Here is a 22,710-nt window from a genome sequence, read left to right on the forward strand (position 1 = left end):
GGCAAACTATGAGAAAATTTTATTACCCCGATAATCTTACGGCGGTAAAGTTATATAAATATTGGACTATAACAGATCTGTTTGTAATGGTAAGTATATTCGCCTTTTCGATAATTATGTTTTTATCATTACATATTTGGTTTTTCTTTGCTTTTTTACCTGCATACGCATTTTTGTCTGCTCGCTTTGTAGATTATTCGGTAATTAGATTATTTGTGCTGTTCATAAGGTTCTTGTTTACTGATGTACTTATTTTGAAATGGAGGCGATAAACTTGTCAAAAAAAGATCGCAAACTTAACAAAGCAATTAAGAACAATAATACAAGAGTGCAGAATTTCTTTGAAATAGCTGAGATTAAAGAAGATCATATTCTTACTACACGCAATGAGGAAAAATATTTTCTTGAAGTTAAGCCAAAAAACATTACTGTTCTCTCAAAGCCCATAAGACTTGGTATTATTGACTCTCTAACTAACATTATCTCCGAATTGCCTAAGTCAGAAATTTTGTGTCTTAACAATTCTCAAAACTATGAAAATAACATAAGACATCTTGAAAATCTGAAGAGCAAAGAGAATAACGCAGCCATTGCAGCTCTCGACATAAAAGACATTGAATATATGAATAACATTAAATCTGCTATGTCAACGAGCAGATCTTTTTTTATTATTCTTAAATCTTCTCACCAGGACAGCAGACAGCTTGTAAATCATGCACTACAGCTATGTGCCGAACAAAATTTCAATGTGCAGCTTTCAGAAAAGAAAGACATTAAAAAAATGTTGTCAATTTATCTTGAGCATACTTCGTATGACGAGGAATTGGCCGATTGGGACGGTGAGCAGTACGGATTGCCCAAAGACGAAAGTCTTAAAAGCTTTGTAGATATAATTGCACCGTCTATAATGGATTTTAAGCATAGAAGATACTACATCGTCGGTAATTCATACAGAAAAGTTTTTGCTATCAGAAGATATAAAACCGAAACGGAAGAAACTGCAATACTTTCTGAAATTGGTGAAATGGGTGGTGTAACATTACATATTTACAATGAAAGAGTTACACCGTCTGAGCAGGAAAAAATCTTTGAAAAAGCAGAACGAAAAAATATGGGCGATATTGCAGAGGCAAAAACTATGTCTAAGTCTATAGACAGCAAGGAAAATATTTTAGATATAGAAAAAATACTCAAAGAGTCACACCGAACAAAAGAAGAGTTTATACATTGTTCAGTCTATGTAGAAATAATAGCAACCTCTATGGAAGAACTGAGAGATATGCAAATAAAAGTTTGTTCAACGCTCAATAAAAATCACATAAAATATGATGAATTGTATATGCAGCAGCGTGACGGCTTTGCTTCTGTAGCGCCTTTTGGCCTCGATATGTTTGAAAAAGAATTTGCAAGAGTATTGCCTGCAAGCTCAGTGGCTAACCTCTTCCCTTTTTCGTACTCAGGCAAAACAGATCCAAAAGGATTGTTCTTTGGCAGAGCTGTTCACGGTGGCAATATTCTTGCTGACATTGATCATCGTGATTCAGATAAAACAAATGGTCATATAGCAATCTTTGGTAACTCCGGCGAAGGCAAATCGTTTCTTATTAAATTACTTATATGTCTTTTCAGACAGCAACAGAAAAAAGTTTACAGTATTGATTCAGACAAGGAATGTATTGATGTAACTAATGGCCTTGGCGGTACTAATATTGATATGCTGTCAGGCAACTATTTTATTAATGTAATGCAGCCTCGCCTTTTGAACGATCCTCTTGATGACAGCTATACTGATGATGAACCGGTTGCTTTTAAACACAAAACGATTGTTTCTCAACATATAGCTTTTCTCAAAGACTTTTTTAAGACATACAATCCCGAAATGACCACAGCGGAATTAGATACGCTTGAAATAATGCTTGAAGAACTGTACAAAAAATTTCATATTACAGACAGTACCGATTTAAGCAAGTTTACAAATATTGATTTTCCGATACTGTCAGACTTGTTCAAAGAAGTTGAAAGACAGCTCAATATCTATGATGAAGTATCAAAAATTAGCGGGAAAGAAATGCTTTTCACAAAAGACACTCTCCGTAATCTTGCACTTTGTATTCGTTCAATATGTATCGGTACAGACTCAACTTTTTTCAATGGTTATACAAACATTCCAAATGCAGCTCACATTAACTTTGATGTAAAGAATTTGTTAAACACAAATGATAACTTAAAAAATGCTATGTATTTCAATATACTTTCATTTATGAATAATAAGTTTTTGACGGAAGGTAATACGGTTGTAATCGTTGATGAGCTGCACGAAGTAATTAAAAGTTTAATTGTAATTATGTATCTGAGATCATTTGTTAAGCGTGGCAGAAAGAAAAACAGCAACCTTGTTATTGCTTCACAAAATCTTGAGGATTTGATGATTCCGGGGGTTGTTGAATATACAAAACCGTTCTTCTCGATACCTACTCACCGTTTTCTCTTCTATCCCGGTACTGTAAATATTAAAGAATACAAAGCAATTACTAATATGCTTGATGAGGAGTGGGAACTTATACAGATAAGCAAAAGAGGTCATTGTTTGTATTGCTGCGGAAATGAACGCTACTATTTGCAGATTATCGCACCTGACTATAAAAAAGAATTATTCGGTACAGCAGGTGGTAAATAATGACTACAGCTGTTAAGTATTTTCTGCTCATCATTAATAATAAGAAAGCAAAAAATACAATTATAGGAATAGTTGTAGGTATTATTGTGGCTGTTTTAGTCTTGTTTATGTTCACATATGAATCCTCCGCACAAAATGCAGCACCAATAGCAGAAAAAGCAAAAGAAGAATACAGCTTTTGGCAGACACATACACCGAACAGTCAGAATTTATCTTGTCAAGGTGAACGCTATTGCTCATATTTTAAATCTTCTGTAACAGATTGGTGCTGTTATTTTGTCGGTTACTGTATTCAGGAATCCGGCTATGAAACTAAAGACTTCGGCTTTGCTCCGGGAACTATTATGTGGACAAACAACCTTAAAGAGCTTGGAAAATTAAAAAGTGCCGATGACTATATACCACAAGTCGGTAACTTGATTTTCTTTGATTACGGAGGCAGAAGTCATTATACAGCAACCGGTAATGTAGATCATATAGGCATAGTTATTGAAGTAAAAGATAATTCTGTTACAGTAATTGCCGGCAATGAGTACAATGGCCAAACCTCCAACTGGGCAACTGTAAGTTATGTAAATAAATACACATTACAATTAAACGATGACAGCATATCTTGCTATGGAGCGGTTGGTTCAGCAATTGAAAAAGGTCTTGCAAATGTAACAAGAAATGTTATTACTCACAATGAAGTAGGTGTATTTTACAACGAACTTGATAACAGCGATTTCGGTTCTGTTATAGCTAATGATAACGGTGCTCTGTCAGTAGGTGCATACGGTTGGCACGGTAATAACGCATTATCACTCTTGCGTAAAGCATACAGTATAAGCAATGCAGAAATTAGCCGAGTAGCTTTATCTTACTCAAATACCGGTAGAAAAGTTATTGCCGCTATAACAAACGGAAGCGATTGGTCAAGTTATGTCCCTGACAGCTATACTTGCTCATGTATTAAAGCAATGCTGCTTACGAATGCAGGCATAGACGCACAAAATCAAACATCAACAGAAAATGCGGAAGAATATATCGCAATTTGTCAGGAAAATAATATCAATGATAAGCGAGCTATCGTTTACTGTGCAGATATATTAAATCAATTTGGCACAGGTTCATTTGATAAAAATGTTTACGGCAACGGTCATAATGGTGTTTTATACGGTGTATCTAACGCAACTCTTGATTTTGTTTATTCTTCTAAAAGGGCTTGGAGTGACAGCAACTACAGCTATGAAACAAGACGAAAATGGACATATGACTACCTAAAAGGCTTATCTGACACGGATTTCAGCTAACAAGTGTCCCACGGTGGGACACTTGTTGCTACTTTGGTATATGAAAGGAAGAAAAATGAAAAAGAAATTTATTATAGCAACGGTCGTTATTTCTGCAATAACAGTTATTGTAACAGGGTGTGGTTTGAAAGATGATACTAATAAAACAGAATTGACTACTGCTCCTGTTACAGTTGAAACCACAACTATGAACACAGAAAATTTGCAGCAAAGGATTGAAGAATTGGAAAGTGAAAAGTTCAAATATGACAGACTGTTTAATATTGAAGTCAAAGATGTCATTGATAAATATTGTCAGCTTTACCTCTCCTATTCTGGGTCACAAAGCAATAATATTTCTAAGCTCAAAGATTACTTATCAGATGATTATTATAATCAATTACAAACAACAATAGGTCACAGCACATACGATGATAATTATGAGCAAGCTACAGGCTTGGTACAATTGTATGTTTCTGACTATGAGGATAACGGTTCATTTAATGTTATGGCTATTTGCAGTCAGACAATCATATACAACGATGAAGTGTCAAACTCAAATGTAACATACAATTTCAATATGGGATATTACGATAATATATGTAAAATTCGTTCAGTCGAGAAAATCTTTTAAGAGGTGATTTTATGATACAGTCAGATAGATTTTTTAACAAATTAACTTTAACCAATGATAATATACCTGATGATAAATTATTAGGTTCTTGCTTTTATCTTACATCAAAAGTAATAGACGAAACTGCTGTTAATGCCAAAAATATTCTTAATTCAAACACTCTTTCTTTCGTTTATAACGCTTCTGTCGAATATTTATACCAAAAATATCTTGAAGATCCCGAAAAAATAAAAAGTATTTTTCGAGAAGAAAGAGAAAAATTTGATATAATTCCTAAAAAACAAAAAAGTCTTTATATTACCAAAAAGAGTTATAGAATGCTGATCTTTCTTAAAAGAGAGCTTTATATTTCAAGAGGATTTGTAATGCAAATAGCAATTGAGCAGTATTATAACTATCTTTGTTCAGATGAATACCTTACACTTTTAATTAATAAGCGTAATGAAGTTTTAAAGGAGAATAGCGTATGCAATCAGTAAACAAACAGCAGATAAGCGTTCAATTGCCTTTATCAACGATAAATAAAATTGAGAGCTTAAAGAAACTTGATGACGGCAAAATAAGCAGAAATAAGATAATTGAATCAGCTGTTGATTTTTACTTTGGCTATAAAACATCAGAAATTACGCAGGATTATTTATGCTCTATTGTCGGGCAAAAAGTTGAGGGTATGATAAATAACGCTTCAAATAGATCTTCAAAATTACAATTTAAAGAAGCTGTTGAAATCAATGTACTTACCCGTATTGTTGCAAGTATGATGGAACTTGACAAAGACTCATATGATAAAATGCGTAGAAAAGCTGTAGAAGATGTTAAGGCAAGCAAAGGTATTATATCAGCATATGAAGCTCAAACATAACGGAGGCTGCTATGGTTGGCACAAGGTTTATTTTAAACTCACGTTACTTTCATATAGCCAAACCCGGAGAAAAGCTAAGCGATCACGCCTTAAGCGGTGAGCATGCAGCAAATCTTGTACGGTATTGCGGTACAAGGGAAACTGTTGACAAAAACATTGATATGGCAGATGATTTACCGATTACTTTTAAGCAAAAAGTATCTGTTAAAGATTTACTTAATCTCTGTACAGAAAAAGGTCTTAGTGCAGAGTGTGAAGAATACAAAGCTTATGAAGCTAATCCTACAAGAGCGAATGCTTCAAGTTTAATGCTGCATTTGGCAAATAAGCTTTCTGAAAATACTTCATTAAATCTATCGGAACAAAACATAGTAAATGAAGCTATCAGATTGGCACAGTTTTATGATGTTAAAAATCGACCTGCAACAAAGAAACAAAAAGAAACTATTAAAGAATTTCTTGAACAATTAAATTATAAAGATGATGAGGATAAACCGTTGGAATACACCGATTATATTAATAATCCGACTATGTCAAATGCCTCCGCTCTTATTTCCATACTTGCAGAAGAGTTGCTTTTTAACGAAGCAGGAAATTTGATAGAATATACAGCAAAAAGACCGGGCGCTTATAAAGTCGGTGAGCACGGTTTATTTTCATCATACCCTGATGTAGATCTTGACAGAGTTGCCGAAGAAGTAGCAACGCACAATGGCAACATTTGGACTGACATTCTCTCGCTCAGAAGAGAGGACGCAGACAGGCTCGGCTATGACTGTCAAAAGCCTTGGAAAGATTTAATTATGTCCAAAGTTGACCTTATAGCAGAAGCTCACGGTATCAATATTAATAATCTGCAATGGTATGCTGCTATGCACGACACAGGACATCACCCTCATGTGCATTTATTTGTTTACTCAACAGAACCCAAAGAAGGATTTTTATCAAAGAATAATATCAAAAGTTTAAAATCTGAGTTTGTTAATGAAATATTTAAAGATGAGCGACATGAGATTTATATTAATAAAGACAAATACCTAAACGAGCTAATCAGTCAGAGTAAAGCTTTACTAAATAATCTGCTTTCCGAACCTAATCAATATATTTCCGATGAAACTTTAAAATACTTAGTTAATCAAATGTTGACCCTTTCAAGCAAAGATTTCAGCAAAGGAAGAAATACTTACGGCTTTTCTTCACCTGACAAGAAAAAACTTGTAGATGATATTCTAACTACACTTGTAAGCAATAACAACCAACTGTCAAATCTTTATGATAAGTGGTGTGATGAAAGCTACAGTTTGAGTAAATACTATTCAAAAAAAGAATTTGTAAAGCCTGACATTTCCAAAATTGATAAATTTACATCTATCAAGAATTATATCTTAGAATGTGCAAAATCTATGAATCAAAGCGGAACATTTATAACTGCAACTGATGATATTACGATTTCTCCCCCACCGAATATTACAGCTCCTACAGAAACAGAACCGCAATCAGCAGATGATGATAACGGTTTTATTGATGATACAAAGCCGGAAGAATACGAATATACAGAGGTACAAAAAATTCCCTCATTTATACTTGGAAATGAAGGAAAGGAAGTTATAGATTTTAAAAAAGCGTATCAAAATTCAAGTGATTTGCAAACCAGAACTGCACAATCTTGCAGAAAACTTGCGGATTGTTATTACTACGGAAAAGGTACGGAAAAAGATTATAATGCAGCTCAAATGTGGTACGGTATTGCTGCCGACAGTTACGGTGACAGTATGTCTGCATATAAACTCGGACAAATGTATTTATACGGTACTAAAGATACAGAAATCAATAAAGAACTTGGCAACTACTATTGCAAAACAGCTTTTATTCAATTCAGAGATGGGTTAAAAAACAGAAATTACTTTTATGAGCTTGAAAACGATTCTGACAATTTGCATTATTACAGTGAAGTTGATTCTTATGAAGCATATATTGAATACCTGTTAGGCCGAATGTACCTTAAAGGCGAAGGTGTTGAACAGGATTATCGCTGCTCAAGTAATGTTTTTAGTCTTGCTGCAAAAAACGGTTATTCGCATGCTTACTACTACCTTGGCAATCAATTTTATTATGGCCTTGGTTTTACTCAAGATTATGAAAAAGCATTTGACTATTACTTAAAAGCAGATAGAAAAGGTGATAAATATGCGGCATACAGACTTGGTAAAATGTGTTTGTCCGGTGAGGGTGTAAATATTGATATACAGCAGGCAGAGCATTATTTTTCAAAAGCAACTAAAACAGTTGTGCTTGCAAATTATGACCTTGCAAAGCTGTATGAGGATTATGCCGATGATTTTAATAATGTTTCAAAAGACTATATTAACGGCTTATATAAAAAAGCATTGGAGGGTATGATAGAACAAGAAGAAAACAATATACAAAATGCTTTTACAGAAATGCGTATAGCAAATATGTATCTTGCAGGAAAAGGCACAGATATTAACATTAATTCTGCAATTGAGTGGCTCAATAAAGCAGCTAAACAAGATAATCCAAATGCAGCATATCAGCTTGGTTACATATACTCTTCCGAAAAATACAATATCATTGATGAACAAAAGGCTAACGAAAATTATAAAAGAGCCTGCTTGGAATATGAGAAAGCAGAAGAAGAAGAAAACAGTAATGTTACAGCTGAAAGCAGACTTGGTAAGATGTATCTAAACGGCTACGGTGTTGAGAAAGATATTCAAAAAGCTGTAATTTGGCTAAAAAAGGCTACATTAAACGGTAGTGCTTCATCTGCATACACGCTTGCAAAGCTATGCGAAAACGGTGACGGCATCGAAAAGAATATTGAAGAGGCATACAGTTATTATCAAATATCTGCTGTACTCGGTAACTCCTATGCAAACTATCAAGTCGGTAAAATTTCTCTTCAAAAGGGAGAAATTGAAAAAGCTGTTGAGAATTTTCAAGAAGCAGCAAAAGGTAATATATCTCACGCTTGGTTTAAACTCGGTAAAATATATTCAGACGAAAGTTACGGACTATATGATATTTCAAAAGCTCAGCTATGCTACAGTAATGCTTTAAATCTTTATATAACAGATTATACCCAAAATCCTGATGACTTTACAGCCTATAGACTCGGAAAAATGTATTTTAACGGTTTAGGTACTGATATTGACATAAATAAAGCTATACATTGGTTTTCACAAGCTGAAAAACTCGGCAATACAAATGCTGCCTATCAGTTAGGTAAAATAGCATTTGAAAATAATGATATTGAAAATGCTATAAAACATTTTCAATATGCAGCACAAGAAAATATATCTAACGCTTGGTTCAATCTTGCTAAAATTCATTCAAACGAAAGTTATGCCCATTATGATATTGCAAAAGCTCAGCTATGCTACAGTAATGCTCTAAATCTTTATATAACAGATTACAAGCAAAATCCTAATGATTATATTGCTTATCGTCTTGGTAATATGTATTTAAAAGGGTTAGGAACCGATATGAACATTAATCAAGCTATATATTGGTTTTCCGAAGCTGAAAAATTTGAAAATGCAAATGCAGCTTATCAGCTCGGTTATATCTATCACTCCGAAAAATACGGATTACAAAACAATGAGCTTGCAAGTAATTATTTTAGAAAAGCATTATCGGCTTATCTTATCCGGTTTAATAACAATCAAACAGATTCAGAATTAGCTTTGCGAATAGGTACTTTTTATCAATACGGATTGGGAATCGAACGAGATATTGAAAAGGCTCTTTTGTGGTATAAAAAGGCTGTTGAACTCGGAAATATAAAAGCACAGCAAAAAATTGAAGAAACTAACACTCAACAGCAAATAACAGTGCTTAATCTTGCCTCTATAGCTGCTCATATGGGCAAAATTATAAACACAGAAACAATTGCTGCCGCAAAGCAAAAATACACATCTGATTCAAAACAGCTAAGAGATGAAAAAATACAAAAAATACAATTAGGTCACGCTGTATCCGACAATTCAATCAGCTATGACTATTAGGGAGGTTAAAGAATGTCAAAATTTATTCCGTTTACAGATGAAGAGTTGTATCAGGCTCATCATAAAGATATTAAAGAATATCTTGAAAGTATAGGAGAAAAAGTTTTACATAGCGGTACAGAATATATGTGGGAAGCACATGACAGCGTAAAAATACGAGGACATATTTGGTACAGACATTCTACAGGTGAATCGGGTACGGCAGTAAATTTTCTGATGACATTTTTTGATTTTAGTTTTCAAGAAGCAGTAATAACTTTGCTTGACGGAAATTACAAAGCTACAAGCAATTCAAAACCTGTTGATTTTATAAACGAACCTGATATTTACCATAAAAAAGACAGAGTGGTTTTACCTCAAAAAAACACAAACAACAAACGCTTGTATGCTTATCTGTGCAATTCACGCTGTATTGATTACAGTGTCGTCAGATACTTTGTAAAAAAAGGTTTTATATATGAAGATAAAAGCAACCACAACATTGTATTTCTCGGCAAAGATAAAAAAGGAATAGTCAGGTATGCTGGATTAAAAGGTACGCTTACTGTTAAATCTTTTAAAGGTGAGATTACCGGAAGTAACAAAATATACTGCTTTAAGCACATTGGTTTGTCTGATGTGCTTTTTGTTTTTGAAGCTTTTATTGACTTATTCAGTTTTATTACTTTGTATCAGCTTGGCGAAAACTGGCACACATACAACTATATAGCTTTAGGAGGGCTGAATTTAGAAGCTTTGAAAAAATGTGTTAAAGATTACCCGCATATAAAGAAAATCTATATATGTACAGATAATGATATTAACAGTTCTGACGGCAAAAATCACGGACAGGACTTTGCAAAAAAAGCACAAAAAGTATTTCAGGACAAATATAAAACTGAAATAATAACCCCTAATCTAAAAGATTGGAATGAAATTTTAAAACAAAGGAGTCAAAGTTATGGGAAGTAGCTCAACAAGCGGAATTATTATATTTTCAATAATCGTATTAGTTGTACTTATAGCTGCGTACTTTATATCATCAAGCGGCAAAAATTTAAACTCTATTAAAAGCAAGCCTGTCGGTGACGGCCAATTTGGTGACCAAAAATGGGCCACCAAACAAGAATTAAATAATAATCTTGTTATTATACCATATGAACCCGAAAAGTGGAGAAATGGCGAAAACAGGCCACAGCTTGAGGGCATTATACTCGGTGCAGTAAAAAGCGGTAAAAAAGTATCTGCGTACATTGATACATCTGATAATCATACTCTCTCCGTATCTGCTCCGGGTGGCGGTAAAACATCTTCTTTCGTCTATCCTAATCTTGAATTTTTAGCGGCCGTTGGCAATCCTTTTTTCGCCACAGATACAAAAGGTGACGCTCATCAGACATATGCACCTGTTTTGGAAAAATATTACGGGTACAAAACTTATGTAATAGATTTAAGAAATCCTACTCGCAGTGACAGTTACAATCTGATGTATCTTGTCAATAAATACAATGACCGCTATGAATCAACAAAAAGTCTTGCAGACAAAGCACGTGCTGAAACATATGCAAAAGTTCTTTCAAACTCAATCGTACATATGGACGGTTTCAAAAGTGCAGGACAAAATCAATACTTTTACGAATCTGCAGAAGGCATTATTACAGGCGTTATCTTACTTGTATCCGAACTTTGTGAACCCGAAGAAAAGCACATAGTATCAGTTTTTAAAATAATTGAACAGCTCCTGGAAATTGACCCACGAACAGTAAATAAAAAAGGAGTAATGCCTACAACTTATCTGACTGAATTATATACAATGCTGCCGACTAATCATAAAGCAAAATGGTTTATGTCTGCCACAGCCTCGGGTGCTTTTCAGACTACTGCAAGCGTTATGTCAACAGCAATGAGCCGTATGCTCTCTTTCATCGATACTGAAATGGAGCAAATGATATGCTTTAACAGTGACCTTGATATTGAAAACTTTATTAATGGCAAACAAGCAATATTCTTTGTTGTTGATGAAAAATCAAGCACAAAGAACTTTTTGGTAAGCTTACTTGTAAGGCAAACCTATAACGAATTACTTTGTGCCTCTGAACATTTTGAGAACAACAAGCTGCCGCATCGAGTATACTACTACCTTGATGAATTTGGCACATACACAGCCATAGAGAGAGTTGATCAGATGTTTTCTGCAGGCAGATCAAGAGGTATCATTTGCTGCCCATTTTTACAAACGACGACGCAGCTTGATCAAAAATACGATCAGAATACAGCAAGCGTTATAAAATCAAGCTGTCAGAATGTAATGTTCAGTTACATAGCACCTACTTCCCCTGACGCAGAAACTTTTTCAAAAATGCTTGATAATCAGACGGTAATGTCAGGCTCTGTTTCACAAAAGCAAAACAGCTTTTCAAACAATAACAACGCAAATTCCGTTACTTACAATATGACAAAAAAACCTTTAATGACACCGGGGCAAATTAAAAGAATGAAAAAAGGTGACTGGGTGCTTATGAAAACAGGTATGCACCCGGCACAAATGAAACTCCTCAAAAGCGAGGACTGGGGGCTTTCACTTAATGAAGAACCCTATAAAGCAAAGAAAAGCACCATAAGAGAGGTAAGCTATGCCGACCGCACAAGATTATTTTCGGCTCTATTGAGAAAATATCCTACAGCAAAGGCATATACCCCACCTGTAGGCTCATCTGCAGAACCGGTGCAGACTCACGAAAAAAAGCCTGTACTAAAAACATATATTTAAAACTAAGTCTGTTGCTCTTGCAGCAGACTTTTTTAATTGCTTAATTCACACGGTCTTGAACAATTAAAAAAGTCCGTTTCAAGCAGCTTCAAAATACGGAGGAATTATAATGAAAAAATTAAATAACAAAGACATAGAAATCGCAGTAGAAATTGACGGCGTATATGCACAGGGATTTGGTATGCTTGCTCAAAAAGTTATGCTTGACAAAGAACTGCCTTTACAAAGCAAGGCTATTTATGCCTACTTAGCTTCTTATGCAGGTTCAGGTAAAATTTATCCAAAACGCAGAACAATACTTCGTGACCTAAATATGAACAAAGACACCTACTACAAATATCTGAACAGGCTTGTCGAAAAGAGTTATATTTCGATTTCAAAAGCTAAAGGCTTTCTAAATAAAAATGTGTACACCATATGCAGTAATCCTAATGCTATAGGTTGTCCACCGTCTGCTTCTGCAGAACATCATACACTTTCGCTTGATAATATTTATTCATACGGCTACGGAAATATGCCAAAACTAATTATGTGTGATACTCGTTTATCTGTTAAGGCTCGTGGTATGATTGCTTTATTCTATTCACTTGCTCAATCATCAAACACAGTATTTCCTACAAGAGATTATACTATGGAAATTCTCGGTATAAGCAAGCAGACATACTACAATACACTAAATGAACTTATAGCCTATGGCTATATATCCGTAATTAAGCGTAAGGGTAAAAACGGTAAGTTTTGTGTAAATAACTACATACTTAACACTAATCCTACAGTTATAGGGAAACAGGAAAAAGAAAGTAATAAACCGTGTCCTAAATTTTCGGACAATGTAAAAAATGCGATAAAATCTACACTCTCACCATGTCCTAAAAAACAGGACAATGAAAATAACCGTGTCCTAAAAAGCAGGACATTGCCGTGTCCTAATTCTTCGGACAATACCGTGTCCCAAAATTTCGGACATTATAACAATACCATATATAACAATACCATAAATAACAGTAAATCAGATCATAATCTAATCATTGACAGAATTAACCTTACTGTACCTTTTACAACTGACAATGACAAGATTATTGAATCGATTAAAGAATTGACAGATTATAATGCATATCAAAGCTATGTCGCTTACGAGAACGATATATATTCAAGATTATACTGCAAAGCCGTTGATTTACTTTGCGATATGGCAACTACCAACACCACTCAGACCTATAATAAAACTACTGTGTCACAGCGTACACTTATTTATTCAATTAACAACTGCATTACAAAGCACGGTATTGCAAAAGCTAATTCATTATGTGACTTAATTTCGGATACACTTTTAAATTATGAAGAAGCAAGCAAAGAATGTGAAATCCGTAATTGTTCAAATTATCTCAAAGCGTTACTTTTTGACAACATTACAAACTTTGCGTTTAACTTAGCCAAATTCGACTTGTAAGCGTTTTTTATTGTCTGCTGATGTAATTTCACTCTTATGGGGAATAAATCGAATTTACGCAAAAATCAAGGCTTTTTCTTTTCTGCTATCAGCATTTTGTCAAAATTTTGTCTTAAAATTTTGGCAATATTAAAATCAATGTTACTAAAAAGTCAGCTTTTATCTGATAAAAATAAAACAGCAATCTAAAAGTGATATTAAAAGCTTAGTCGATGATATTAAAGTTAATGTTATCGAAAATGTCGGCACTGCCGACATTTGTGACCGACTTAATATTGCTTGCAATATTAAGTCTTTATCCTGCAAATTTTACTACCCTGCTTTCCGTGGCAAAATATTGTTTTGGTGTCCCACCGTGGGACAGTTATTGCTTACCTCCTCAAGTGTCCTACGGTGGGACACTTGAACTTAGTAAAAAGCTGCTGTTTCTCAAAAGATTACTTCAAAAGCAAAACTACCGATAAATAATTGCAGGTTAAAAAGAAAATATACTCAACGGCAACAGCGTAAAAGCTAAAGTTTGCAAAATTATCAAGCTCGGCAAAAGCCCCTAAAGCAGAGAAAAAAATATACAAGTGATTGTTTGCGTAAAGTAACCACATATCATATGCATGCAGCTCTCCCCTACACTATTTTAAAGCTGACTGTAAATAACTTTTGCAAAGACATAACCTATGCAGCTACTCGCCTACAATTAAAAACCCTAAAGCAGAGAAAAAATAAATAAACAACCTCATTGTTTGCCCACAAGTGTCCCACGGTGGGACACTTAACTGATATAATAATAAAAAAGGAGTCGTAAATATGTTAAATCGAATTGTACTCATGGGAAGGCTTACTGCTAACCCTGAACTCAAATCAACTACTACCGGAAAAAGTGTAACGAGCTTTAGTATCGCAGTTGAACGCAATTACAACAAATCCGGTGAAGAAAGAAAAGTTGATTTTTTCAATGTTGTCTGTTGGAACTACACAGCAGAATTTGTATGTCTCTATTTTGCAAAAGGCAATATGATTGCTCTTGAAGGCAAACTACAAAGTCGTACATATCAGGCCAATGACGGAAGTACACGCTATGTAACCGAAATTGTCGCAGATACAATATCATTTACCGGTGAGCGTGTGCAAAAAGCAAATAATAATAATAAAGACTCTTCTTCAACTACATCTGAACAGCCACCTTTGCCCTCACAACCCGATTTTGAAAATATGCCTATTGACGACGATTTACCGTTTTGATAACTAACAACTGTCCCACCGTGGGACACTTGTTAAAAAATCAAAATATTTTGTGCAATAATATTGCATAAAATATAAGTATAAGCTATAATATTAATATAAAACAAATGCAAAAATTTGATTGCGAATTAAGGAGAATAAGTATGATAGTTGAAATAAGAATTAATAACTGCTATATTTTCAATCAAGAAGTTGTATTTTCAATGAACGCAGATATGCGTAATAAAAGATTTATCACTAATGTTCATAAAGAAAACAATTTCAATATATTAAAAGCTGCCGGCATATATGGCTCAAATAATACAGGTAAAACACGCTTTATTAAATGTATAGCTGATATTAAAAATGCCCTGTTAAACAGAAAATCAAGTCTAATGTCTAATTTATTTACAGACAATTCAATATGTGAACTTGGCATTACTTTCTTAGAATTTAACAGAGAATTTTCATTTGATTTTAAATTTGATGAAAATAAAGAAGAATATATATATGAATGTTTTTCAGAAATAATAAAAGACCAATACGGCAACGAAAAAACACAATGTTGGTTCAAAAAAGATGTGAAAAATAAAGAATATTACTGTGCAGATGAAAATTTAGATACAATGTTACCCGTTATATCAAATAATAGTCTGTTCTTTTATCAGATTGATACAACAAAATTCAAATATCTTGATGAAATGAAAAAAATACTAATCAGCTTTGCAAATAAAATTGATATTGTTAATATGAATAATATTCCTATCAAGCATACTATTGAGCTAATGAAAAATAAAAACAATCTTCAAAAAAAGATTGTTGAATTTATAAAAAACGCAGATTTATATATGGATAATTTTGAATTTGTTGATATGGATAAAATAAAATTTTCCAAAAAAGATGAAGGAAAAGCTGATGAAAATGCACTAAACTTACCTAACAGCATTATGGATCAAATTCGTTTAGTTTCAACATATAAAGGTATTCAAGTACCAAGTATGATATTTGATTCCACCGGAACAAAGAAAATAGCAGCATTAGCAAGCTATGTTATTGAAGCGTTGGAAAAAGGCCGAATTTTAATTATAGATGAACTCGACAGCAGCCTTCATTTTAAACTTACAAGAGCCATAGTAGCTATGTTCAATAATGAATTAAATACTAAAGCACAAATGATATTTACTGTTCACGATATTAATTTAATGGATTGCAAAAAGTTGTTTCGAAAAGAACAAATATGGTTTGTTCACAAAGATAAGTACAATGTTTATTTTTATTCACTTGCTAATTTTACAGCTCAACAAGGTGTACGTGAAACCACAGATATTATTGAAAAATACAAAAAAGGTGCTCTCGGTGCAATACCAGAACCTGATTTAATTAATACGCTAATAAGTATTCATAATGATACAGTGAAAGGAGGTACATCATCTGATGATGAATAACCTACCTATATTTTTTGACAAGCAAAGAATATGTATTATTTGTGAAGGAAACGAAGAATACTTTTACCTTGACAGACTTAAAGAGTTACAAGTATGGAACGAACAATACCATATAGAATTAGTTAATGCTAATGGGAACGGTAACATACCTGCAAGATACCAAGACCGCTATAATAGTGACTCATATGATATTGTTCTTGTATTCTGCGATACAGAAAAAAAGCCATATGAACAGTACAATGACATAAAGCGTAAAATCAATGAATTTCATGGAATTGACAATATAGCTGACTCACTAATCATATTCGGTAATCCGTGTACTATGCAAATTGTTTCAAAACATTGGACAGATGAAAATCTCAACACCCCTGCCAAACCTGTAAATGCTCCGTTAATTAAGCATTTTACAGGCGTAGAAAATTATAAAGCAAAAGCTAATCAAATAGAAAAAGCTATGCAATTTATTACAAAGGAAAACTACTATGATATGAAGCGAAGAGTTCAAAATTTAGAATCTGACGATAGCATAAAGGGAAGTAGCAATTTTAAAAGATTTTTAAAATATTTTGAGTCTGACAATAGTAGCTGGATTGAAGAAATAAACAAAAGACTTATAGCTGAAACTGAATAATCATTTATCCGCAAGTGTCCCACCGTGGGACACTTGCAGAAAATCATTGACATATTATTCTGCAATGTGTATAATAATATTGTAGGGAGAAATCCCAGAGAAAATACGCTTACTGATCGGCGTTCCTAAATTGACAGTTTGATTGAATATGCCTACCGTTCGGCGTTCCTAAATTGACGGTTTGATTGAATATGCCTACCGTTCGGCGTTCCTAAATTGGCGGTTTGACGAAAAGCCTCTTACCTTAATGGTAGGAGGCTTATTTTGTAAAAAACAAAGGAGAAAAATGAAGTAAAACAGTTTTTATTTAATTGATAACACTTATATTAAATTAATCAATAATTTGGGTGGTAAATACGGTGACAGTATCACATGCTGTTATTTTTATATGGCAAGTGTCCCACCGTGGGACAGTTAATTTGCGTTTCCTGCAATTCTAAAATATCAATCACTGTTATTTTTATACTGCAAGTGTCCCACCGTGGGACAGTTAATTTGCTTTTCCTGTAATTCTAAAACAGCAAATTCTGTTATTTTTATATGGCAAGTGTCCCACCGTGGGACACTTGTACTAAAAAAGCCTTCTGCCAAATTCGGCAGAAGGCTTATATTATATTCCTTGTGTAAATTCATTTGTAGGAACAGGTGGTATTTGATTTGGTAAGATTGGTTGTTGAGTTTGTGACAACTGAATAGAGTATTCCTGACACTTTTGCTCAAGTAAAGAAAAGTCACAACTGTTTTTAACAAGTGTTGGGCTTTTTGCAAGCATTACCCTTTTATGCGTTCTTTTAGCTAAATTTCTTATAGTATCTTGATTGTCTTTACAATATTTAAGTTCTTGGGCCAACAAAGCTCTGTACTTTAAGTCCGGTTCAATATCAATTCTTCGCTGTTTAATAATTTCTAACGGAACAGGAAACATATAATTAAACCTTAAAGATGAGATTGTATTTCCGTTCTTATCGCAAATCAGAAAATTATCAGGTTTCTTAAATTTATAAGATGATACCGGGACAAAATAACTTACATCATTAATCTTAAGTACAATACCACATATAAACTTAGGCTTATGATTTTTACCATAATCCATATTCGGAACACGAGTAAAACCCCGCTTTATACTCTCGGCCTTTTGTAAGTATGTAATATAACTATTTGGTACAATATAAAAATCAAGGTCTTTCAAATGCATTTCTCCTTAAAACAAAAAGGGAACGAAAATTCGCTCCCTTTTTATACATTACGGTCTGCATTTAGAGCTGCAGAGCACTCAACATAAATCACCTACATTTAGAGCTGCAGGGCACTCAACATAAATCACTTGCATTTAGAGCTGCAAGGCACTCCTCATTAAAGACATCATTGTGTCCACTTATATTATATGATATATTTATAAAAAAATCAATAATTTTTGAAAATACTTTTTAAATTCTCATTTTGGTTGGTTGAGAGAACCGCTTTTATTATAGTCTTATGAAAAGCAATCATCAATAATAAAACCGTATTACTGCAAGTGTCCCACGGTGGGACACTTGTGATAAAATAAACTGTCTAATTACTATCTATTTTTCATCTTCTAATGTAGTGTATTCCAAAATATCAATTTGCTGCATATCATCAATCATTTCATTGACTTGCCTATAAATATAATAATTTCCCTGTGGTGTTCCGCAGTGCTCACATAAATTCATTGGATAAGATGTTTTTGTAGTATTACTATATCTTACATCAATTCTATCAGGAAAAGCGTTCATAAGAATACTGTCAAATTTTGGTAAATTGCCTATAACACTTAATCCAAAATATTCGATAGACGGATCCATTATGTGAGCAAAAATATCTTGACTATTAGTAAGCCTATTTATATCCCAAGGATAAGTTAAATCATCGTAAGGGCTATATTTATATTTTATGTAAGTTATAACATTTGTCAATCCGTGACATCTGAAACATTCTTTTTTAAATGTATATACGGTAAAAGGTAATTTCCCTTTTATATATGACTCCAATACAAAGTTTGATCTCTTGTTTTCCAAAATTTCAATACTCTGCTTATTGTAATAATACTTTTTCCCGTCCTTGTTAAATATTACACATATTTTATTATTAACTTCTTCAGCCGAATAAACTTGAAACTTTTGACCATTCGCCTTAACTAATATCGTCTTAATAATTATCACTCCTACTATATAGTGATTTTTCATCACTATATTTTATTTATAATAAGTGTCCCACGGTGGGACACTTAATTAAATAGTAAAACTAAATTTTACTATATTTTCCATTACATATTGACATTTTTCTCTTAAAATGGTAAAATGTGAGTGCAAATAAAATAAGCCCCTCAGCTTATCAACGACTGCAATCGCTGATAAGCGTGCGCCCCGAGTATTCCCTTACTCAGAACTTGAGAAGCTAAACATGCGTATTGCTTAATTCTATACGCTTTTAGATATTTTGTCAAGGCCTGTACTATTTATCCGGTGGTGCAGGTCTTACTTTTTTGCAAATAAAAGTTAATAAAGGACAGATAGGGATATTTCTTTCCACTGCGGAAACAGGTGCTTACATCGCCTTATCCCTTTGTGTAGTTACCTCGTGGTTGTTATCGGCTTGAACTGATGTTAGCTAATGCGACAATCCAACGAGAGGAAGCGACTATCTGAAACCTATTACTGTTAAATAAACAGCAAAGCGATTTAAGTAGTTTTGCTTAACTATTTAAATCACTTTACTTTTGGCTGGGCTGGCGGGATTCGAACCCACGGGTGACGGAGTCAAAGTCCGTTGCCTTACCGCTTGGCGACAGCCCACCGTTTAAACCCAACTTGTGGTTTTTAAATCAAAAGCCGCACAAAAGTAAAATGTGCGGCTTTATGGTGACCCATCGGAGATTCGAACTCCGGACACCTTGATTAAAAGTCAAGTGCTCTGCCAACTGAGCTAATGAGTCAAATGGGGTGGAATGACGGATTCGAACCGTCGGTCTCCAGTGCCACAAACTGGCGCGTTAACCAACTACGCTAATCCCACCATGTGGCGCGGCAAAAGGGACTCGAACCCCTGACCTACTGCTTAGAAGGCAGTTGCTCTATCCAGCTGAGCTATTGCCGCATACTTAACTTAAAATTTCGTATCACTTTAAGTCAGCTCTGTTATTATACATCAATAAAACACATTTGTCAACACTTTTTTGAAATTTTTTCATTTTTTTATTTTGGCTTGATATATGGTTAAATAACAGCAAATTGAAATAAAACAATACCTCATAGAGTACAGCCAACTGCGCTTTGCAAATCAGCTGTACTCTATGAATTTTTTAAAATTAAACAGATTCAAGCTTTATGCTTTCGCCATCTGATGTAATATTTATTGCCGATAAAGGAGTTGCGCCTGCCTCAATCATAGCATTGGCGATCTTCTCCTCTACCTCACGCCTGATTGTATTTCTTAAATCTCTTGCGCCACTGCTGCCGTTGCAAGATTTCTTAGCGAGATACTCACAAGCCTTTTCATCAAAGGTGAATTTAATGTGCTTTTCTTCCATTGTAGGCACATACTCGGAAAGCATAAGATTTGCAATCTTAACAAAATCGTCTTCCTTAAGACTGTTAAATACAATTATCTCATCAACACGTGCGATAAACTCAGGACGAAGGAACTCTGAAAGTGCTTTCATTACCTTTTCCTTAGATGCTTCTTCCGATGATTTGCCAAAACCAAGTGCATTTTCCTTATTTGCAGAACCTGCATTTGATGTCATTACAATTACAGTATTTTCAAAATTAACTGCTCTTCCATGTGCGTCTGTAACCTTGCCCTCATCAAGAATCTGAAGAAGTATGTTAAGCACATCAGGGTGAGCCTTTTCGATTTCATCAAAAAGTAATACAGAATACGGTCTGCGTCTTACCTTTTCGGTAACCTGACCCGCCTCGTCATAACCGACATATCCGGGAGGTGAACCGATAATCTTAGAAACGGAGTGTTTCTCCATAAATTCAGACATATCAAGTCTTATGAGTGTTTCGGGAGTATCAAAAAGCTCATGACTGAGCACCTTTACAAGCTCGGTTTTTCCTACGCCTGTTGGGCCTACAAAGATAAATGATGCAGGTCTGCGTCTTGGAGAAATCTGTACTCGACTGCGCTTAATTGCAGACGCAAGCACCTCTACTGCCTCGTCTTGACCGATAATTTTCTTTTTGAGTGCATTTTCAATATCTGCGAGCTTTGCAAGCTCATTCTCTCTTATTCTTGAGGCAGGAATACCTGTCCAAAGCTCTATTACAGTTGCAATATCTTCCTCTGTAACCTTAGAGATGAGAGTGTCGGGGTCAATTTTTGAAAGCTCAGAATCAACTCTTGCAAGTGATGTATTTACATTGGCGAGCTTTTCATAGTCAATCTCTTCGGCTGTTGAAATTGCCTCTTTCTGCAAATTGAGCTTTTGCTGCTCATCAATGAGCTTGTCGTGCTTTTCCATATCCTTGTTGCGGAGAGCGGCGCAAGCGCAGCTTTCATCAAGCAAGTCAATGGCTTTGTCAGGCAAAAATCTGTCTGTAATATATCTTTCTGAAAGCACAACGGTTTTGCGGACAATTTCATTGTCAACAATAACACGATGGTGCTGCTCGTAGTAGCCCTTTACACCTGCAATTATATCAACAGTTTGTGCAATGGTAGGTTCGCCGACCTTTACAGGCTGAAATCTTCTTTCAAGTGCCGAATCCTTTTCTATGTATTTTCTGTATTCGTTAAATGTAGTAGCACCAATAACCTGAACCTCGCCTCTTGAGAGCGCAGGCTTAAGAATATTAGCCGCATTCATTGTTCCCTCGTTGTCGCCTGTACCTACAAGTGTATGTACCTCATCAATGAAAAGAATAATGTTTCCGTTTTCCTTAACTTCGGCAACAAGTCCCTTGATACGGCTTTCAAACTGACCTCTGAACTGAGTGCCGGCAACGAGCGACGCAAGGTCAAGTAAATGAATTTCTTTGTTTTTAAGGCGCTGCGGTACATTTCCGTCAGCAATTCTGAGAGCAAGTCCCTCAGCAATAGCGGTTTTACCTACACCGGGTTCACCGATAAGGCAAGGGTTGTTTTTTGTACGGCGAGAAAGAATTTGAATTACTCTTTCAATCTCTTTATCTCTGCCGATTATATTATCAATTTTGCCCTCTCTCGCTTTTCTTGTAAGATCCTCACAATAAAGATTAAGGTGCTTTCTGTTTTTATCTTTTTTGTCTTTCTTTTTTCCGCCCGATTTTCCCGAGCCGTCTGCTTTATCGTTCTCGCCGTTTTTAGCTCCGAAAATATTATTAAAGAACGCAGGGAAAGTTGGTGCGCCATGAGAAAAATCATCGTCCTCACTGCCCACATCTTCGCCTAATTCGCCCATACTCTCGGCTAAATTATCAGCGCCGAGCTGCTGCATAAGCTGAGAAATGTCGCCATTCTCGCCCATATTTTGCATAAGGGAGTCCATCTGATCCTGCACATTTTCAAGATCATCATCGGAAATACCCATTTTATTTATTAAGTCCTCAACAGGCTTTATGCCCAGTTCTTTTGCGCAAGTAAGGCAATAGCCCTTTGTGGCTTCGTCTTGTGGATTGTTTGTTGAAACAAAAACGACAGCAGGTCGTTTTCCGCATCTGCTACAAAGCATAGTCTGCTCCTTTATAAATTAATTATTAAAGCGGCATTGCCGCAGTTTAAGCATCATTCAAATTAAAC

The 22,710-nt window shown here is 34.7% G+C and carries 15 protein-coding genes and 4 tRNA genes; 12 read left to right on the forward strand and 7 right to left on the reverse strand.

Going from position 1 to position 22,710, the window contains the following annotated elements; all coding sequences use genetic code 11:
• Nucleotides 1-274 precede the first annotated feature (274 nt).
• The 12 genes from DXC23_RS03585 to DXC23_RS03640 all read left to right on the forward strand — a co-directional run bounded on the left by DXC23_RS03585 (nt 275) and on the right by DXC23_RS03640 (nt 16,965).
• A complete protein-coding gene (locus DXC23_RS03585) occupies nt 275-2,677 on the forward strand; it encodes a type VI secretion protein (RefSeq protein ID WP_117704802.1) in 2,403 nt (800 codons plus the stop codon).
• Nucleotides 2,677-3,969: a CHAP domain-containing protein gene (locus tag DXC23_RS03590; protein WP_117704803.1), complete on the forward strand. Its 1,293-nt coding sequence runs from the start codon at nt 2,677-2,679 to the stop codon at nt 3,967-3,969. The genes DXC23_RS03585 and DXC23_RS03590 overlap by 1 nt, the downstream gene beginning before the upstream one ends.
• 55 nt (nt 3,970-4,024) lie before the next feature.
• Nucleotides 4,025-4,582, forward strand: coding sequence for a hypothetical protein (locus DXC23_RS03595; RefSeq protein WP_117704804.1), 558 nt, complete (start codon nt 4,025-4,027; stop codon nt 4,580-4,582).
• Nucleotides 4,583-4,593: 11 nt separating this feature from the next.
• Nucleotides 4,594-5,061, forward strand: a complete 468-nt coding sequence (locus DXC23_RS03600) for a hypothetical protein (protein WP_117704805.1) — start codon at nt 4,594-4,596, stop codon at nt 5,059-5,061.
• Nucleotides 5,049-5,444 carry a hypothetical protein gene (locus tag DXC23_RS03605; RefSeq protein WP_117704806.1) on the forward strand — a complete coding sequence of 132 codons (396 nt, stop codon included), beginning with the start codon at nt 5,049-5,051 and terminating at the stop codon, nt 5,442-5,444. The genes DXC23_RS03600 and DXC23_RS03605 overlap by 13 nt, the downstream gene beginning before the upstream one ends.
• 11 nt (nt 5,445-5,455) lie before the next feature.
• Nucleotides 5,456-9,472, forward strand: coding sequence for a MobP3 family relaxase (gene mobP3 / locus DXC23_RS03610; protein WP_117704807.1), 4,017 nt, complete (start codon nt 5,456-5,458; stop codon nt 9,470-9,472).
• A 12-nt stretch (nt 9,473-9,484) separates the two neighbouring features.
• A complete protein-coding gene (locus tag DXC23_RS03615; protein ID WP_117704808.1) occupies nt 9,485-10,423 on the forward strand; it encodes a DUF3991 and toprim domain-containing protein in 939 nt (312 codons plus the stop codon).
• Complete coding sequence (locus DXC23_RS03620) at nt 10,413-12,221, forward strand: type IV secretory system conjugative DNA transfer family protein (RefSeq protein ID WP_117704809.1); 1,809 nt, start codon at nt 10,413-10,415, stop codon at nt 12,219-12,221. Before DXC23_RS03615 ends, DXC23_RS03620 begins: the two co-directional genes overlap by 11 nt.
• Before the next feature lie 109 nt (nt 12,222-12,330).
• Nucleotides 12,331-13,671 (forward strand): helix-turn-helix domain-containing protein, encoded by a 1,341-nt coding sequence (locus tag DXC23_RS03625; RefSeq protein ID WP_117704810.1) that lies wholly within the window; start codon nt 12,331-12,333, stop codon nt 13,669-13,671.
• 804 nt (nt 13,672-14,475) lie between these two features.
• Nucleotides 14,476-14,910, forward strand: a complete 435-nt coding sequence (locus DXC23_RS03630) for a single-stranded DNA-binding protein (protein WP_117704811.1) — start codon at nt 14,476-14,478, stop codon at nt 14,908-14,910.
• A 143-nt stretch (nt 14,911-15,053) separates the two neighbouring features.
• Nucleotides 15,054-16,334: an ATP-binding protein gene (locus DXC23_RS03635; protein ID WP_117704812.1), complete on the forward strand. Its 1,281-nt coding sequence runs from the start codon at nt 15,054-15,056 to the stop codon at nt 16,332-16,334.
• Nucleotides 16,324-16,965 carry a hypothetical protein gene (locus tag DXC23_RS03640; protein ID WP_117704813.1) on the forward strand — a complete coding sequence of 214 codons (642 nt, stop codon included), beginning with the start codon at nt 16,324-16,326 and terminating at the stop codon, nt 16,963-16,965. The genes DXC23_RS03635 and DXC23_RS03640 overlap by 11 nt, the downstream gene beginning before the upstream one ends.
• A gap of 610 nt (nt 16,966-17,575) precedes the next feature.
• On the opposite strand, the gene DXC23_RS03645 is transcribed toward DXC23_RS03640, so the two are convergent.
• The 7 genes from DXC23_RS03645 to DXC23_RS03675 form a co-directional block, all read right to left on the reverse strand.
• On the reverse strand, nt 17,576-18,154 hold the full coding sequence (locus tag DXC23_RS03645; protein ID WP_242997395.1) for a type III toxin-antitoxin system ToxN/AbiQ family toxin: 579 nt from the start codon (nt 18,152-18,154) through the stop codon (nt 17,576-17,578).
• Nucleotides 18,155-18,530: 376 nt separating this feature from the next.
• Nucleotides 18,531-19,004: a hypothetical protein gene (locus DXC23_RS03650; protein ID WP_147329121.1), complete on the reverse strand. Its 474-nt coding sequence runs from the start codon at nt 19,002-19,004 to the stop codon at nt 18,531-18,533.
• Nucleotides 19,005-19,706: 702 nt separating this feature from the next.
• A tRNA-Gln gene (locus DXC23_RS03655) sits at nt 19,707-19,781 on the reverse strand.
• Nucleotides 19,782-19,845: 64 nt separating this feature from the next.
• Nucleotides 19,846-19,921, reverse strand: a tRNA-Lys gene (locus tag DXC23_RS03660).
• 3 nt (nt 19,922-19,924) lie between these two features.
• Nucleotides 19,925-20,001: transfer RNA gene (locus tag DXC23_RS03665), tRNA-His, on the reverse strand.
• A gap of 4 nt (nt 20,002-20,005) precedes the next feature.
• Nucleotides 20,006-20,082: transfer RNA gene (locus DXC23_RS03670), tRNA-Arg, on the reverse strand.
• Nucleotides 20,083-20,293: 211 nt separating this feature from the next.
• Complete coding sequence (locus tag DXC23_RS03675) at nt 20,294-22,642, reverse strand: ATP-dependent Clp protease ATP-binding subunit (RefSeq protein WP_117704816.1); 2,349 nt, start codon at nt 22,640-22,642, stop codon at nt 20,294-20,296.
• Nucleotides 22,643-22,710: the final 68 nt, after the last annotated feature.

The organism is Eubacterium sp. OM08-24 (assembly GCF_003438075.1).
Classification (GTDB): Bacteria; Bacillota; Clostridia; order Oscillospirales; family Acutalibacteraceae; genus Ruminococcoides.